Annotated in this window: 11 protein-coding genes; 5 read left to right on the top strand and 6 right to left on the bottom strand. The window is 65.9% G+C overall.

The features are described from left to right. Positions 1-28 precede the first annotated feature (28 nt). Together DN388_RS12435 and DN388_RS12430 are read right to left on the bottom strand one after the other, a co-directional pair. On the bottom strand, positions 29-664 hold the full coding sequence (locus DN388_RS12435; RefSeq protein WP_043861688.1) for a LysE family translocator: 636 nt from the start codon (positions 662-664) through the stop codon (positions 29-31). Positions 665-745: 81 nt separating this feature from the next. Further along, positions 746-2,158: a PLP-dependent aminotransferase family protein gene (locus tag DN388_RS12430; RefSeq protein ID WP_043861689.1), complete on the bottom strand. Its 1,413-nt coding sequence runs from the start codon at positions 2,156-2,158 to the stop codon at positions 746-748. A 360-nt stretch (positions 2,159-2,518) separates the two neighbouring features. On the opposite strand from DN388_RS12430, the gene DN388_RS12425 reads away from it, so the two are divergent. After that, positions 2,519-3,934 carry an amino acid permease gene (locus DN388_RS12425; RefSeq protein ID WP_043861690.1) on the top strand — a complete coding sequence of 472 codons (1,416 nt, stop codon included), beginning with the start codon at positions 2,519-2,521 and terminating at the stop codon, positions 3,932-3,934. A gap of 222 nt (positions 3,935-4,156) precedes the next feature. Further along, positions 4,157-6,040: a methyl-accepting chemotaxis protein gene (locus DN388_RS12420; protein WP_229590226.1), complete on the top strand. Its 1,884-nt coding sequence runs from the start codon at positions 4,157-4,159 to the stop codon at positions 6,038-6,040. A 9-nt stretch (positions 6,041-6,049) separates the two neighbouring features. Here the strand turns inward: DN388_RS12420 and DN388_RS12415 are convergent, their stop codons facing one another. Both DN388_RS12415 and DN388_RS12410 read right to left on the bottom strand, forming a co-directional pair. Next, positions 6,050-7,102 (bottom strand): NAD(P)-dependent alcohol dehydrogenase, encoded by a 1,053-nt coding sequence (locus DN388_RS12415; protein ID WP_116053593.1) that lies wholly within the window; start codon positions 7,100-7,102, stop codon positions 6,050-6,052. A 183-nt stretch (positions 7,103-7,285) separates the two neighbouring features. Next, on the bottom strand, positions 7,286-8,686 hold the full coding sequence (locus DN388_RS12410) for a PLP-dependent aminotransferase family protein (protein WP_043861693.1): 1,401 nt from the start codon (positions 8,684-8,686) through the stop codon (positions 7,286-7,288). A gap of 171 nt (positions 8,687-8,857) precedes the next feature. Here DN388_RS12410 and DN388_RS12405 point away from each other — a divergent pair, with 171 nt between their 5' ends. Both DN388_RS12405 and DN388_RS12400 read left to right on the top strand, forming a co-directional pair. Next, the gene (locus DN388_RS12405) at positions 8,858-9,631 is read left to right on the top strand and encodes a class II aldolase/adducin family protein (RefSeq protein ID WP_078481037.1); all 774 of its coding nucleotides are present in this window, start codon (positions 8,858-8,860) and stop codon (positions 9,629-9,631) included. Positions 9,632-9,701: 70 nt separating this feature from the next. Beyond that, complete coding sequence (locus DN388_RS12400; RefSeq protein ID WP_043861695.1) at positions 9,702-10,736, top strand: ABC transporter substrate-binding protein; 1,035 nt, start codon at positions 9,702-9,704, stop codon at positions 10,734-10,736. A 96-nt stretch (positions 10,737-10,832) separates the two neighbouring features. Here DN388_RS12400 and DN388_RS12395 read toward each other — a convergent pair whose 3' ends face one another. Continuing rightward, positions 10,833-12,152 (bottom strand): aspartate aminotransferase family protein, encoded by a 1,320-nt coding sequence (locus DN388_RS12395; RefSeq protein WP_043861696.1) that lies wholly within the window; start codon positions 12,150-12,152, stop codon positions 10,833-10,835. Continuing rightward, entirely contained in the window at positions 12,153-13,217 is a 1,065-nt protein-coding gene (locus DN388_RS12390; protein ID WP_116053598.1) for a phosphotransferase, read from the bottom strand. A gap of 161 nt (positions 13,218-13,378) precedes the next feature. Between DN388_RS12390 and DN388_RS12385 the strand changes: the two genes are divergently transcribed. Continuing rightward, complete coding sequence (locus DN388_RS12385; protein WP_229590225.1) at positions 13,379-14,863, top strand: PLP-dependent aminotransferase family protein; 1,485 nt, start codon at positions 13,379-13,381, stop codon at positions 14,861-14,863. The last annotated feature ends 30 nt before the right edge of the window (positions 14,864-14,893 follow it).

The following is a 14,893-nucleotide window of genomic DNA, read 5'->3' as shown; positions in this document are numbered from 1 at the left end:
GCCTCATAGCCTACCCCACGCCCCGGTGCTAGCCCAGCGCCATTACCGCGATCACGCCCAGCGCCAGCAGCACCAGCATCGCCCCCGTGGCCCGCTCCAGCCACGGCAGGGCACGGGCGAAGCGGCGGCGCACGTGTCGGTTGCCGATCACCACCGCCACCAGCAGGTCCCACGCCAGCACCACGCCGAACATCCACAGGCCGTAGGCCAGCTTCCAGCCAGGGCTTGCCTGCGGCCCGCTCAGCATGGCCGCCAGGCTGGCGTAGAACAGCGCGTTCTTGGGGTTGAGGATGCCGGACACCACCCCCATGCCGGCGGCGCCCAGCCAGGTGGTGGCCGCGGGCGACGGTGCCGGCGACCCCTGCGGGGCAACCTCCAGCGTGCTGGCACCGGCATGGCGGATGAACAGCCAGCCCAGGTACAGCAGGTAGGCGCAACCGGCCAGTTGCAGCACGATGAACAGCGTGCTGTGCGGCTGCAGCACCGACACGCCGGTAAAGGCGGCGACGATGAACACCCCGTTGGCCAGTGCGATGCCCAGGCAGGCTCCGCTGGCCACGCGCCAGCTGGTGGCCAGGGAGGTGCGCGCCACCAGGAAGAAATCCGGCCCGGGTGACAGCAGCGCCAGAAAGTGCGCTGCTGCAATGATCAGGAACTGCTCCATGTAACCTTCACTTCTATGGATGTGGGTCCAGGAAGTGTGTGGCGGGGCCGGGGGCGGCGTATTGAACAAAATTGCGCAGGTTCAGGCGGCGTGACGGGCGAACAGCTTTTCCAGTTGCTGCCATAAGGCCGGGTCGGTGCTGAACGCCACGTTGAAGCGCATCCAGCCGGTGGCCTGGGCATCGACCATGAACAACTGGCCGGGGCCGATCATGATGCCGCGCTCCAGGGCGTCGTCCACCAGCGCTGCGCTGTTGGCGATCTGCGGGTGGCGTGTCCACAGGTACATGCCCTCGTCGGACTCGACGAAAATCTCGAAGCCCAGGCGGTTCAGGCGACGGCTGACCTCCTGCTGCGCCTCGGCCAGGCGCTGGCGCAGGCGCTTGAGGTGCTTGCGCCAGCGCCCGTCGGTGATGGCCGCATACACCACGCGCTCCATCACCTGTGAGGTGGTCAGGCCCGAGCGCATCTTCAGTTGCAGCAGCTTCTGGATCAGTTCGGGGTTGGCCAGCATGTAGCCCACCCGCACGTTCGGCGAGATGCTCTTGGAATAGCTGCCCACGTACACCACCTGCTGCAGGTGGTCCAGGCTGCTCAGGCACGGTTGCGGTTCGGCCACCATGTCGGCGTACAGGTTGTTCTCCACCAGGCGAAAGCCGTGTTGCGCCGACAGTTGCAGCAGGCGGTGCAGTTGCGCCAGCGGGGTGCGCGAGCAGGTGGGGCTGTGCAGGTGCGGCTGGGTGAAGAACACCGTGGGCCGGTGGTGGGCCAGCAGCCGCTCGAGATGCTCCAGGTCGTACCCGGCCGGGGTGCGCGGCACGCCGATCAGGGTGGCGCCCTGAAAGCGCAGGATGCTCATCAGGTTGGGGTAGCCCGGGTCGTCCACCAGCACCACATCGCCTGGGCGCACCAGGGTGCGCACCGCCAGGTCCAGCGCCTGGCTGGCGCCGTGGGTGAGCATCAGCTGGTTGGGGTTGGCCACGATGCGCTGGTCCTGTTCCAGGTTCTGCGCGGTGAGGGTGCGCAGCTCGAGCAGGCCCATGGGGTCGCCGTAACCGCTCAGTTCCATCACGCTGCCGGCCACCTGGCGCAGCCCGCGGCGCAGGCCGTCCTCGAACATCCACTCGTTGGGCAGCCAGCCACAGCCGGGCTTGAAGGCCAGCTGACGGCTTTCGAAGATGTTCTGCAGGTACCACTCGGAGTTGAACTCCGGCTTGCCCGGCTCGGCGTCGCTGGCCTGGCTTTCGATGCGCTCGTTCACCGAGCGGTTGACGAAGAAGCCGGCATTGCCGCGGCTGACCAGCAGGCCCTGGGCCACCAGCCGGTCGTAGGCTTCGACCACGGTGAAGGTGCTGACCGAGTAGGTGGCGGCGAAGGCGCGGATGGACGGTACCTTGGCACCGGGTTTGAGGGTCTGGTTCTCGATCAACTCACGCAACCCGTTGATGATCTGGTTGACGAGCGGGGGGGCGGAGTCGGGTCGTAATTCAAGCATGTTGGGGCTGTGCCTTCAGGGTGCGTAACGCCTGGCGCCTGCAGGGAACGGGGGTGTACTGCATTGGCGGCCTGTACAGTGCAGTGCATATTTCACGGCGCTGTGCATGGCTCTCTGTGTCGTACATTTTTACATTAGGGGTCTGTATTCGCCAGCTAAAGCATGTTGAGAGGCCCGATCACTACCGCCAGGGGCAAGCCCCCGGGCGTGCACAGCACGATTGCCGACCTTCAAGGCCATGGATGCCCGCCGGGTTTGCGATCCATCCCGTACACAATCAGACACTGACGAGCAATGAAGCCCGGCATTCGCCGGTCTTGCGTGTTCGCTGGAAAAAGAAAAACAAGGGGTAGACAACTGATGGACGCTACATCGACTTCCACATCCTCCAAGGTGGAGCCCGAGAGCAAGCTTAGCGCTTCGCTCAAATCGCGCCACCTGACCATGATGTCCATCGCCGGGGTGATCGGCGGTGCGCTGTTCGTGGGCTCGGGGAGTGTGATCCACAGCGCCGGGCCGGCCGCCATCCTGGCGTACCTGGCCGGCGGCATCCTGGTGGTGCTGATCATGCGCATGCTGGGTGAAATGGCCACCTCCTCGCCAGACACCGGCTCGTTCTCCACCTACGCCGAGCGCGCCATCGGGCGCTGGGCAGGCTTCACCATCGGCTGGTTGTACTGGTGGTTCTGGGTCATCCTGATGGCCTGGGAAGCCTACGTGGCGGGCAAGATCCTGCACGGCTGGTTCCCCTCCATCAGCGTCAACGTGTTCGTGCTGGCCACTACCCTGGTGCTGATCAGCGTCAACTTCTTCAACGTCAAGCACTACGGGGAGTTCGAATTCTGGTTCGCGCTGATAAAGGTGGTGGCGATCATATGCTTCCTTGTGGTGTGCGGGCTGGCCGTGGCCAACCTGTGGCCCACCGGTGAGGTCCACGGCATCAGCAACCTCACGGCCCAGGGCTTCATGCCCAATGGGGTGGAGGCAGTGGTGGTGGCCATGCTGGGGGTGATGTTCGCCTTCCTGGGCGCCGAAATCGTGACCATCGCGGCCGCCGAGTCGAAGAACCCGTCCGAGCAGATCGTCAAGGCCACCAACTCGGTGGTGTGGCGTGTGTGCCTGTTCTATGTGGGTTCGATCTTCCTGATCGTGGCCCTGGTGCCGTGGAACGACCCGCTGATGGGCCAGTCGGGCTACGGTTCGTACCGTCGTACCCTGGAGCTGCTGGGCATTCCGGGCGCTGAGTTCGTGATGAACTTCGTGGTGCTGACCTCGGTGAGCAGCTGCCTGATCTCGGCGCACTACACCGCCTCGCGCATGCTGTTCTCGCTGTCGACCCGCGGTGATGCACCGTCGTTCTTCAAGATCACCCGCGCCGGTACCGGTGTGCCGGTGTTCGCCATCATCGGTTCGTGCTCGGTGGCGGTGTTCGTCGCCCTGATCAACTTCAGCGACACCCTGCGCCCGAAAGACGTGCTGGACGTGCTGATGAACACCACCGGCATGATCGCCTTGCTGGTGTACCTGGTGATCGCGTTCTCGCAACTGAAGATGCGCCGCAAGCTGGAAGCCGAGGGCAAGGAAATCCGCCTGAAGATGTGGCTGTTCCCGTGGCTGACCTACCTGGTGATCGTGTTCATCATCGGGTGCCTGGTGACCATGGCCTTTGTGCCGGACTACCAGGTACTGGTGTTCTCCACCGGTGCGGCGGCGGCCATCGTGGCACTGATGGGCGTGTTCATGCACGTGCGTGCGGCCAGGCAGCTCAAGGGCTGACAGGCACCATGACGAAAAAGACCAGGGCCGCAAACGGCCCTGGTTTTTTTTTGCCTGCCCGCGGCGCGGATGCCGCCCGCCGGGTTCGTCCTACAAGCAGTGGCCGTGATGCCGGTAAACAATCCCCATTACGGCACCGGGCAATCATCGCAACGTTGATTGCAGTGTGCCAGTACGCCTGCCTAGCATGCCCGTTTGCTCGATTCGGCACGGAGTGCAGGCATGAAGATCGTTCACAAGGCTGGCCTGGCGGCCGCCACATTGCTGTTCATTACCACCGGATTGCTGTCGGTCACGCAGGTCAGCCAGGTGCGCGAGGCCCTGCACAAGCAAGTGTCTGCCGGCATCGCCGAGTCCAGCGGTGCCCTGGCCCGGCAGATCGAGAACTGGCTGAACGCCAAGCTCAAGCTCATGGGCCTGGTGGCGCAGGTCATCGACAGCCGCTACAGCCCTGAAAACACCCAGCGCATCATCGACAGCCCGATGCTCAAGGACGAGTTCATCCTGATATTCGGCGCCTTGCAACGCGACGGCAAACCCCTCACCAACACGCCCAGCTGGCGCCCCGATGCGAGCTGGGACGGGCGCACACGGCCCTGGTATGCCGTCGCCAAGGGCGCCGACAAGGCGGTGCTCACCGAGCCCTACATCGACTCGGCCACTGGCGAAACGCTGATTTCGGCGGTCACGCGCCTCCACGATGGCGCTACCTTCGCCGGCGTGCTGGGCGGCGATATCCGCCTCAAGAGCGTGGCCGATGCCATCAATACCCTGGACTTCAACGGCGCCGGCCATGCCTTTCTGCTCAGCCGCAACGGCACGATCATTTCCCACCCCGACAGCCAGTACAACGGCAAGCCCTACAGCAGCCTGTTCGATGGCCAGCACCCGGCGCTGGACAGCCAGCTGCAGACGGTTAGAACCGGCGATCACGATTCACTGGTGTCCTTCACCCCGCTGACCTACCTGGAGGGCATGGACTGGTTGATCGGCGTGGTGCTCGACCAGCGCATCGTGATGGCCGAGGCCGACAGCCTGACTTGGCGTGCAGTGCTGGCCACGCTGCTCGGCGTGCTGGTGAGCCTCGTGGTGCTGGGCCTGCTGCTCGGGCGCCTGCTCAAGCCGCTGGACCTGCTGCACCGCTCGTTCCATGAGGTCAACCAGGGCGACGGCGACTTGACGCGGCGCCTGCCCGACGGCGGCAATGACGAGGTGGCGCTGGTGTCGCGCGAGTTCAACGGTTTTCTGGGCAACCTGCAGAACCTGATCCATCAGGTGATGAGCACCTCCAACCAGGTGCGCGAGAGCACCCACCTGACGTCGGCCGAAGCCACCCGGACCGATGAACGCCTGCAGCGCCAGTTGCAGGAGCTGGACCAGCTGGCCACGGCCATGCAGGAGATGGCCTCCACCGCCGAAGACGTTGCGCGCAACGCCCAGGCAGCGGCGCAGGCCGCAGTGATTGCCGACGAGGAAGCACACGGCGGCGAGGACGTGGTGCGACGCTCGACCGCGGCGATCCGGCAACTGGCCAGCGAAATGGACGACACCGGCCATGCAATCAATGACCTGTCGCGCCTCAGCGACAACATCGAGTCGATCCTGGCGGTGATTACCAGCATTGCCGAGCAGACCAACCTGCTGGCGCTCAATGCCGCCATCGAGGCTGCGCGTGCCGGCGAGACGGGGCGAGGTTTCGCGGTGGTGGCCGACGAGGTGCGCACGCTGGCCTCGCGCACCCAGCAGTCGACCCAGGAGATCCGCCAGATGATCGACCAGCTGCAGGCCGGGGTGCGCCACGCCGAGTCGCGCATGCAGCACAACCGCGACAGCGCCGGCAAGACCGCCGAGGAGGCGGGCGCGGCCAACGACAGGCTCGTGCGCATTCGCCAGGCGATCACCCGCATCAACGACATGAACACCCAGATCGCCACCGCGGCCGAGCAGCAGAGCGCCACCAGCGAAGAGATCAACCGCAACACCACGACCATTCGCGACATCAGTCATGAAGTGGCCGCAGGCACCCAGGTGCAGGTGCGCCAGTGTGCGGTGATGGTGGAGCAGGTGGGGCAACAGCACCACCTGCTGGGGCGTTTCAACCTGTGAGGCGGGGGCTCAGGCCTTGAGCGAGGCCATGTCGATCACGAAGCGGTACTTCACGTCGCCGGCGATCATGCGGCTGTAGGCCTCGTTGATGTGCTGGATGTCGAGCATCTCGATGTCGCAGCAAATGCCGTGCTCGGCGCAGAAGTCCAGCACCTCCTGGGTTTCGGCGATGCCGCCGATCAGCGAGCCGGCCAGTACGCGGCGCTTGAGCACCAGGTTGGCGGCGTGCAGGGGCGGCTCCACCGGTTCGATCAGGCCCACCAGGATGTGCACGCCGTCGAACTTCAGGGTTTCCAGGTAGGGGTTGAGGTCGTGCTGCACCGGGATGGTGTCGAGCAGAAAGTCGAAGTGCCCGGCCACGGCGGCCATCTGCGCGGCATCGGTGGACACCACCACATGGTCGGCGCCCTGGCGGCGGGCTTCCTCGGCCTTGCTGGCCGAACGGGTGAACAGGGTGACTTCGGCGCCCATGGCCTTGGCCAGCTTGATGCCCATGTGACCCAGGCCGCCCATGCCGAGGATGCCGACCTTGTGCCCGGCCTTGACCCCGTGGTGCTTGAGCGGCGAATAGGTGGTGATGCCGGCGCAGAGGATCGGCGCGGCGCTGGCCAGGTCCATGCCGGCCGGGATGCGCACCACGAAATGCTGGTCGACCACGATACTGCTGGAATAGCCGCCCATGGTGTTGCTGCCGTCGACCCGGTCGGGGGTGGCATAGGTCATGGTCGGGCCTTCGAGACAGTACTGCTCCAGGTTGGCGGCGCAGGCCTGGCAGTGGCGGCAGGAGTCGACCATGCAGCCCACACCCACCAGGTCACCCACCTGATAGCGGTTGACGCTGGCGCCCACGGCAGTGACCTTGCCCACGATTTCGTGGCCGGGCATCAGCGGGTACACGGCGATGCCCCATTCGTTGCGGGCCTGGTGGATATCGGAGTGGCACACGCCGCAGTAGAGAATCTCGATGGCCACGTCGTCGGGGCGTGGGCTGCGGCGCTGGAAGGTCATGGGGGCGAGGGGCGTGGTGGCCGACTGGGCGGCGTAGCCGATGGCGGTGTACATGGGGGAACCTCGCAAAAGCAATGACGGTAGAGGCGGCGCATTGTCCGCGCGGGCACCGGGCGTGCCCACCGGCATTCCTCTGCGTGTCATGCCTGATTCTCCGGACCTGCGGGGGTGTCGCCCGGGCGGGCCTCTTCGCCGGCAAGGCCGGCGCCTACTGGCGAAGAGGCGAGTCGAATCCGGTCAGTGCGCGGCCTGCTCCAACAGCCGGTAGATCCGCTCATCCTGCGCGTGCGCCACATTGAAGCGCAGCCACGGCACCACCCGTGCATCGGGCATGAACAGTTGCCCGGGCGCGAGCAGAATCTTGTGTTCGCGCGCGTCCATGGCCAGTGCCGTGGCGTCTTCGACCTGGGGGTGACGGGCCCAAAGGAACAACCCCGCATGGGGCTTGACGAAGATCTCCATGCCCACCGCCTCGAGCTTGCGCGCCACCTGTTCATGGGCCAGGGCCAGGTTGGCCTGCAACTGCTTGACGTGCTTGCGGTGGCGCCCCTGCAGCAGCACCTCCAGTGCCAGTTCCTCGGCAATTGCCGAGGTGGTCAGGCCGCTGGCCATCTTCAGTGGCACCAGTTCGTCGATCAGGTCGCGGTGCGCGGCAACGAACCCCACCCGCAGCGACGGCGCGATGCTCTTGGAGAAGCTGGCCACGTAGATCACCCGCGCCAGCTGGTCCATGCCTGCCAGCGCCTGCTGGTCGGACGGGTCGAGGTCGGCGTAGATGTCGTTCTCCACGATCAGGAAGTCGTACTTTTCCGCCAGTTGCAGCAGACGGTGGGCCACCGCCAGTGTCAGGCTGGTGCCGGTGGGGCATTGCAGGCGCGTGTTGGTGAAGAACACCTTGGGCCGGTGTTCGCGGATCTGCGCCTCGAGCACGTCCAGGTCGATGCCGTCGCGGGTGCGTGGCACCCCCAGCAGGCGGGCCCCCTGCAGGCGCAGGTTGAGGAACAGGTTGTGGTAGCCCGGTTCGTCCACCAGCACGCTGTCGCCGCGGTGCACCAGGTAGCGCACCAGCAGGTCCAGCGCATGGCTGGCGCCGCTGGTCAGCAGAATCTGCTCGGGGTGGGCGTTGACCCGGGTATCGAGCAGTTTCTCCACCAGCCGGGCGCGCAGGTTGGCGCACCCCTTGGCATGGCCGTAGCCGGTGAACTCGCTCGGGTCGCGACGGCTCAGGGCGCGCAGGCTGCGTTGCACCCCGTCATCGTCGCTCCAGGGCTCGGGCAGCAGGCCGATGCCCGGGCGCAGGTCCATGCCCAGCGGCTGGAACACCTTCTGCAGCAGCAGGTAGGCGTCGAAGTCGAAGGCATCGTCGCTGGCACTGGGCATCGGCGGCGGGGCGGGGGTGTCGGGGGCGCTGCGTACATAGAAGCCGGCATTGCGCACCGCCGTCAGGTAACCCAGGGCCACCAGCCGGTCATAGGCCTCGACGGCGGTGAAATGGCTGACCTTATGGGTTTGCGCGAACTTGCGGATGGAGGGCAGCTTGGTGCCCGGGCGCAAGCGCTGTTCGTTGATCGCGAGGGTGATGCCCGCAACGATCTGGTTGACCAGCGACTGCGACGAGCTGGCATCCAACAACATCATAGAAAACATCCGTCAGGCGAGGGTGTGGCGGTGGGTGTACTGGTGAAAACACCATAACAGGGCCGGCACAACCAGCGCGTTCTGTGCATGGTGGGCCGCCGGGGGCTGCTGCAACATCCCTGCATGCCGGCGGGCCAAGTGCCCGAAACATACCATGAACAAGGAGGCGCGATGCACCCCAACACCCCGCGGATCGACGCGCAGCAGGTTTCGCCCGAAGAGTGGCAGACCCGTTGCGACCTGGCAGCGCTGTACCGGCTGCTGGCCCACTTTCGCATGACCGATCTGATCGACACGCACATCTCGGCCCGTGTCCCCGGCGAGCCGGGGCATTTCCTGATCAACCGCTACGGCGTGCTGTTTCACGAGATGCGCGCCTCGGACCTGATCAAGATCGACCACCACGGCAACACCATCGACCCTGGCTATGACGCCGGCAGCGTCAACCGTGCCGGCTTCAACATCCATTCGGCGATCCACGCCGCACGTCCGGACCTGGCCTGTGTGGTGCACACCCATACCGCTGCCGGCATGGCGGTGTCGGCCCAGGAGCAGGGGCTGTTGCCGATCACCCAGCATGCGCTGAAGTTCTATCGCCGCCTGGGTTACCACGACTACGAGGGCATTGCGCTGAACCCGGCCGAAGGCGAGCGCCTGGTCAGGGACCTGGGCCCGCACATGGCGATGATCCTGCGCAACCATGGCCTGCTGGCCGCCGGGCGCTGCATTGCCGAAGCCTTCAACCAGATCTACTTCCTGGAGCGCGCCTGCCAGGCGCAGGTACAGGCACTGGCGGGCAACTCGCCGCTGCGCCTGCCGGACGAAGCGGTCTGCGAACTGACCGCGCAGCAGTCCGACGCCGAATTCGATCAGCAACTTCACCTGTTGGCCTGGACCGCCGCCTTGCGCCTGATCAGTGGTGATCAGGTGGATTACCGAAGCTGAAGTGCGACCACCCGAAAGGACGCCCAGCGTGTATCAACTCTGCCAAAACCAATAAATTACAGAGGTAGACATGAAAAGAACCACCATTGCCGCCGTGTTGCTCAGTGCTTTTGCCGCCAACGCCCTTGCTGCCGAAATCACCGTGATTTCGTTTGGCGGTGCCAGCAAGGATGTACAGACCGAGGCCTTCTACGCCCCCTTTGCCGCCGCCAGCCACAGCAAGGTGGTAGCGGGTGAATACAACGGCGAAATGGGCCGGATCAAGGTCATGGTCGACACCAACAGCGTCAACTGGGACGTGGTGCAGGTCGAGAGCGCCGAACTGATCCGTGGCTGCGAGGAGGGCCTGTTCGAACACCTGGACCTCAACCGTATCGGCAAGGAAGCGGATTTCGTGCCCGGCACCCTGTCGGACTGCGGCGGCGGCCTGCTGGTATGGTCGATGGCACTGGCCTACAACGGCGACAAGCTCAAGCAGGCGCCTACCGGCTGGAGCGATTTCTGGGACACCAAGAAGTTTCCGGGCAAGCGCAGCCTGCGCAAGGGCGCCAAGTACACCCTGGAAGCGGCACTGATGGCCGATGGCGTGCCGTATGCCGACGTGTACAAGGTGTTGTCGACGCCGGAAGGGGTGGAGCGTGCATTCCGCAAGCTGGACCAGATCAAGCCCGACATCCAGTGGTGGGAGGCCGGTGCGCAGCCGATGCAGTTCCTGGCCAGCGGCGACGTGGTGATGAGCACCGCGTTCAACGGCCGGGTGTTCGCCGCACAGGCGGCCGGCGCCAATGTGCACACGGTATGGAATGGCAGCATCTACGCCATCGACTCGTGGGCGATCCCCAAGGGCAGCAAGAACAAGGCCCTGGCCGAGGACTTCATCGCGTTTTCGCTGCGCCCGGAAAACCAGAAGATCCACACCACCAAGCTGGGCTATGGGTCGACCAACCTGCATACCGCCGGGCTGCTTGACCCTGCACTGGCGGCGCAGTTGAACACCGCGCCGGACAACCTGGCACAGGCCATCCCGATGGACAGCGAGTTCTGGGTCAACAACGGCGAAGACCTCGAGCAGCGCTTCAATGCCTGGGTTGCCAAGACCAAGTGAGTGAACCCCTTCGCCAGCAAGGCTGGCTCCTGCACCAATCGTTGTAGGAGCCAGCCTTGCTGGCGAAAGGGCCACAACCGTCAATGCCTCTCGCTGTCAGTTCAGCGACTTCAGCACCGCCTCCAGCGTCTGCACGAACAGATCGGCATGCTCGCGCTGGAAGATCAACTGCGGCCTGATCTTGAGGATGTTGGCCGCCGGCCCCGCCGAACTGATCAGCACGCCACGTTCACGCATGCCGTTCACCACCCGTGCCGTTGCCTCGGTGGCCGGCGCCTTGCTGGCACGATCGGTCACCAGCTCGACCCCCACGAACAGCCCGGCCCCGCGCACGTCGCCAATCAGCGGGTAGCGCTCGGCAAGCCCTTGCAGACCCGCCTTGAAGTATTCGCCCACCGCCGCGCAGTTGGCCATCAGGCCTTCGCCCTGGATCACGTCGAGCACCGCGTTGGCTGCTGCACATGACACCGGGTTGCCGCCGAAGGTGTTGAAGTAGCGGGCGGTGCGACCGAACGCATCGAGCACCTCGCCGCGGAACACCGCACCGGCAATCGGCTGGCCGTTGCCCATGGGTTTGCCCATGGTGACGATGTCGGGCTGCACGCCATGGCGCTGGTAGCCCCACATGTGCGAGCCGGTACGGCCAAAGCCCGATTGCACCTCGTCGGCGATGTACAGCAGGCCCTCTTCGCGGGCCACGGCCACCGCCTGTTGCAGGAAGCCGGCCGGGTCGGACAGCACGCCATCGCTGGCGAAGATGCCGTCGAGCAGCAGTGCTGCCGGCTTGATGCCGCAGCGGCGCAGGTCGGCGATGGCGGCGCGCACGTCGTCGGCGAAGATCTGTGCCACGTTCTCGGCGCCCAGGCGGTAGGCGTCGGGAGCCCGCACGGTACGCACGAAGTCACCCACCGGCACGCCCGCACCCAGCGAAGGCGAGGCGGCGGCGATCTGGTCGGTCACGCCGTGGTAGGCCAGCTGGGTCACGATCAGGCCGGTACCGCCGGTGTACTGACGGGCGATGCGCAGGGCCAGGTCGTTGGCCTCGCTGCCGGTGCAGGTGAACATCACCTGGTCCAGCTCGGGCGGGAAGGTGGCCAGCAGTTTCTCGGCATAGTCGAGGATGCCTTCATGCAGGTAGCGGGTGTGGGTGTTGAGCACCTTGGCCTGCTCGTACAGCGCCTCGACCACCTTGGGGTGGCAGTGGCCGATGGAGGCCACGTTGTTGTAGGCATCCAGGTAACGCTTGCCGTCGGCGTCGTACAGCCACACGCCTTCACCCTTGACCAGGTGCAGCGGGTGTTCGTAGAACAGGCGGTAGGCCGGGCCCAGCACGCGCGCACGGCGCTCGATCAGGGCACGTTCGGTTTCGCTAAGGCGTGCGGCATCTTCGGCGGTGAAGCCATTGATCATGGTCATTTACAGCGTCTCCTCGGAGCAGATACGACGAATCTGTTGCTGCGCGACCTCGCGCGGCACGTCAGCCAGGGCCTTCAGGCCACGCCAGGCAGACGGCGCGTTGCGCAGGATGTAGGTGCGGTTTTCCGGGTACAGCGCAGCGCGCCAGTTGGTGATGGTCACGGTCAGCACCAGGCGGGTGGCGATCAGGTCCACCAGCAGTTCCTGTTCCAGCGGCTCCAGCGGCGCGATGCGGTGGTAGGCGCGGATGAACGGTGCAGCGTGTTCCAGCGGGTCGCCCTGGCTGCCCAGTTGATAGGCGGCGCCCACGGCCAGGTCGTTGACCAGCGGGGCATGCACCATGTCGCCGAAATCGAGGATGTTGCGCACCGGGTGCGGCTGGCTGGCATCGACGATCACGTTGTGCGGGTTCAGGTCGTTGTGGATCACCTGGGCGCGCAGGCCCTTGAGGTGCGGTTGTGCGTGGCGCTCGAAGTTGTCCAGAAAGTGCTGGGCCAGCTGGCGCTCTTCACGGTCCTGGATCAGGCCGATCTTGTCGCTCAGCCGCGAGGCGTGCTTGAGGTCCCACAGCAGCTCGTGCCCGGCGCCGGGGTGGAAGAAGCCGCGCAGGGCCAGCCCCAGGCGGGCCAGGTGCTCGCCCAGGCTGCTGCGCAGCGCCACGTCGGGGTGTTCGACGCGGTGCAGGCAGATCCCGTCGACGAACGAGAACAGCCGCACCAGCAGCGGCTGGCCATCGAACATCAGCGGGATCTGGTAGCTGCCGCTGGTGTTGGGGTAGATGCGCTGCACCGCCAGGGTCGGGTCGCAGTGCTGGATGTGCAGCAGCGCCTGGTTCTGGAAGTCGGCCACCTGCGGGTCTTCGGCCGCGTTGGAGACCTTGAGCAGGTACTGGGCGCCGTCGGCGCAGGTGATCTGGAAGTTGAGGTCACGCTCGCCGGTGAGCAGGCGGCACGCGCCGTGCAGGCCGAAGTACTGCGCTGCCACGGCCTGCGCCTGTTCGGCCGAAACCTTGGGCGGAGCTGCGACCAGCAATGCGTCGAAGGCAGGGGGTGTGTGAAGGGTCACTGAACATCACTCTGTCGATTGCCGGGAAAGCTGGGGTGTCAGGCCAGCACTGGTTCGAACATAGGCCTGTTTGGCTATATCGGTTATATCCAGAGTTGATCAGTTGTTAAGGCCACTTGTATGCTCGCGGTTCCGATCCCGCCCCTGCAGTGAGGCACCCGATGGCATCGCTTCTCCACGACCTGCTGGTCGGCACGCTGGACCGCGACGGCGGCGTGACCCTGCAGCGCCAGTTGTACCAGGCGATCCAGGCGGCGATCCTGCAGCGGCGCCTGCCGGTCAACCACAAGTTGCCCTCCACCCGGGCGCTGGCCGAGCAGTTGCTGGTCTCGCGCCTGACCGTGTCGCTGGCCTACGACCGTCTGCTCGATGAAGGCTACCTGTACGCCCGGCCCGGCAGCGGCACCTTCGTGGCCGACACCTTGCCCCAGGTGAATACCGGCGTGCCGGCCCCCGATACGCCCGACCAGGCGCCGCTGTCGGCCCGGGGCAAGGCGATCAACGCGCGCTTCGGCGCAGTGGCGCGGGCCGAGGGCGCCTTCGTGGGCGGCGTATCGGACGCCGACCTGTTTCCGTTTCATATCTGGAAGCGCCTGCACAACCGCTACCTGAGCAAGCGCCAGGCGCACCTGGCCGGCTACGTGGATCAGGGCGGCTACCGCCCGCTGTGCGAGGCGCTCAGTGCCTACCTGTATGCGGCCCGCGCAGTCCGTTGCAGCCCGGCGCAGGTGATCGTGACCCAGGGCACCCACCAGTCGCTGGACCTGGTGGCCAAGCTGCTGGGCGACCCGGGGGACACCGTGTGGGTCGAGAGCCCCTGCCACTGGGGTGCGCCGGTGGTGTTTTCGGCGGCGGGGCTGCACTGCGCGCCGCTGGCGATCGATGCACAGGGCGCCTGCCTGCCCTCGGCAGTGCCGGCTGCTGCGCCGCGGCTGGCGTTCGTCACGCCGTCGCATCAGTACCCCACCGGCAACATCATGTCGCTGCAGCGCCGGCGTGACTGGCTGGCGTATGCCCAGGCCAACAACCTGTGGGTGGTGGAGGATGACTACGACAGCGAGTTCCGGTACGACATCGAGCCGATGCCGTCGCTGCAGGGGCTCGGTGGCGAAGACCGGGTGATCTACCTGGGCACCTTCAGCAAGGTGATGTTCCCGGGGCTGCGCCTGAGTTACCTGGTGGTGCCCGAGGGGCTGGCCGAGGCCTTCGGCAAGGGCCTGATCCAGCTGTACCGGCCAGGGTACCTGTCGATTCAGGCGGCGATGGCCGACTTCATCCAGGAAGGGCATTTTGCCCGGCACATCCGCAAGATGCGCGCCGAGTACGCCCAGCGCCGCAGTTGCCTGCAGCAGTGCCTGGACGAGGCCTTCGGGGCGCTGATCGGGTACTCGGCGGGGCAGGCGGGGTTGCACCTGGCGGTACGCATCGGTGCACCGGGCACGGCGCGCAAGATGCTGGCGCAGGCCCCGGCACATGGGCTGGTGCTGCGCGGCGGCTACAGCGTGGAGCCCGACGCCGATGACGACAACCTGCTGGTGCTGGGGTACGGCGGGGTCAAGGTGGGCGAGATCGAGGCGGCGGTGCAGCGGCTGCGGCGGCTGTACGATCAGGTGGCGGCAGGGCCGGCTCCCGCACCTGTCGTGTAGGAGCCGGCCTTGCCGGCGAAACGGCCTGCG

It is taken from the genome of Pseudomonas sp. S12(2018) (assembly GCF_024355235.1).
In the GTDB taxonomy this organism is placed as follows: Bacteria; Pseudomonadota; Gammaproteobacteria; order Pseudomonadales; family Pseudomonadaceae; genus Aquipseudomonas; species Aquipseudomonas palmensis.
Note: the sequence above shows the minus strand (reverse complement) of the source record. Positions and strands in the feature narration are given on the sequence as shown.

Excerpts from the sequence above, each read along its gene's own strand:
- DN388_RS12385 (WP_229590225.1), top strand. The coding sequence starts at position 13,379 with ATGGCATCGCTTCTCCACGACCTGCTGGTCGGCACGCTGGACCGCGAC.
- DN388_RS12400 (WP_043861695.1), top strand. The coding sequence starts at position 9,702 with ATGAAAAGAACCACCATTGCCGCCGTGTTGCTCAGTGCTTTTGCCGCC.
- DN388_RS12435 (WP_043861688.1), bottom strand. The coding sequence starts at position 664 with ATGGAGCAGTTCCTGATCATTGCAGCAGCGCACTTTCTGGCGCTGCTG.
- DN388_RS12395 (WP_043861696.1), bottom strand. The coding sequence starts at position 12,152 with ATGACCATGATCAATGGCTTCACCGCCGAAGATGCCGCACGCCTTAGC.
- DN388_RS12430 (WP_043861689.1), bottom strand. The coding sequence starts at position 2,158 with ATGCTTGAATTACGACCCGACTCCGCCCCCCCGCTCGTCAACCAGATC.
- DN388_RS12410 (WP_043861693.1), bottom strand. The coding sequence starts at position 8,686 with ATGATGTTGTTGGATGCCAGCTCGTCGCAGTCGCTGGTCAACCAGATC.
- DN388_RS12405 (WP_078481037.1), top strand. The coding sequence starts at position 8,858 with ATGCACCCCAACACCCCGCGGATCGACGCGCAGCAGGTTTCGCCCGAA.
- DN388_RS12415 (WP_116053593.1), bottom strand. The coding sequence starts at position 7,102 with ATGTACACCGCCATCGGCTACGCCGCCCAGTCGGCCACCACGCCCCTC.
- DN388_RS12420 (WP_229590226.1), top strand. The coding sequence starts at position 4,157 with ATGAAGATCGTTCACAAGGCTGGCCTGGCGGCCGCCACATTGCTGTTC.
- DN388_RS12425 (WP_043861690.1), top strand. The coding sequence starts at position 2,519 with ATGGACGCTACATCGACTTCCACATCCTCCAAGGTGGAGCCCGAGAGC.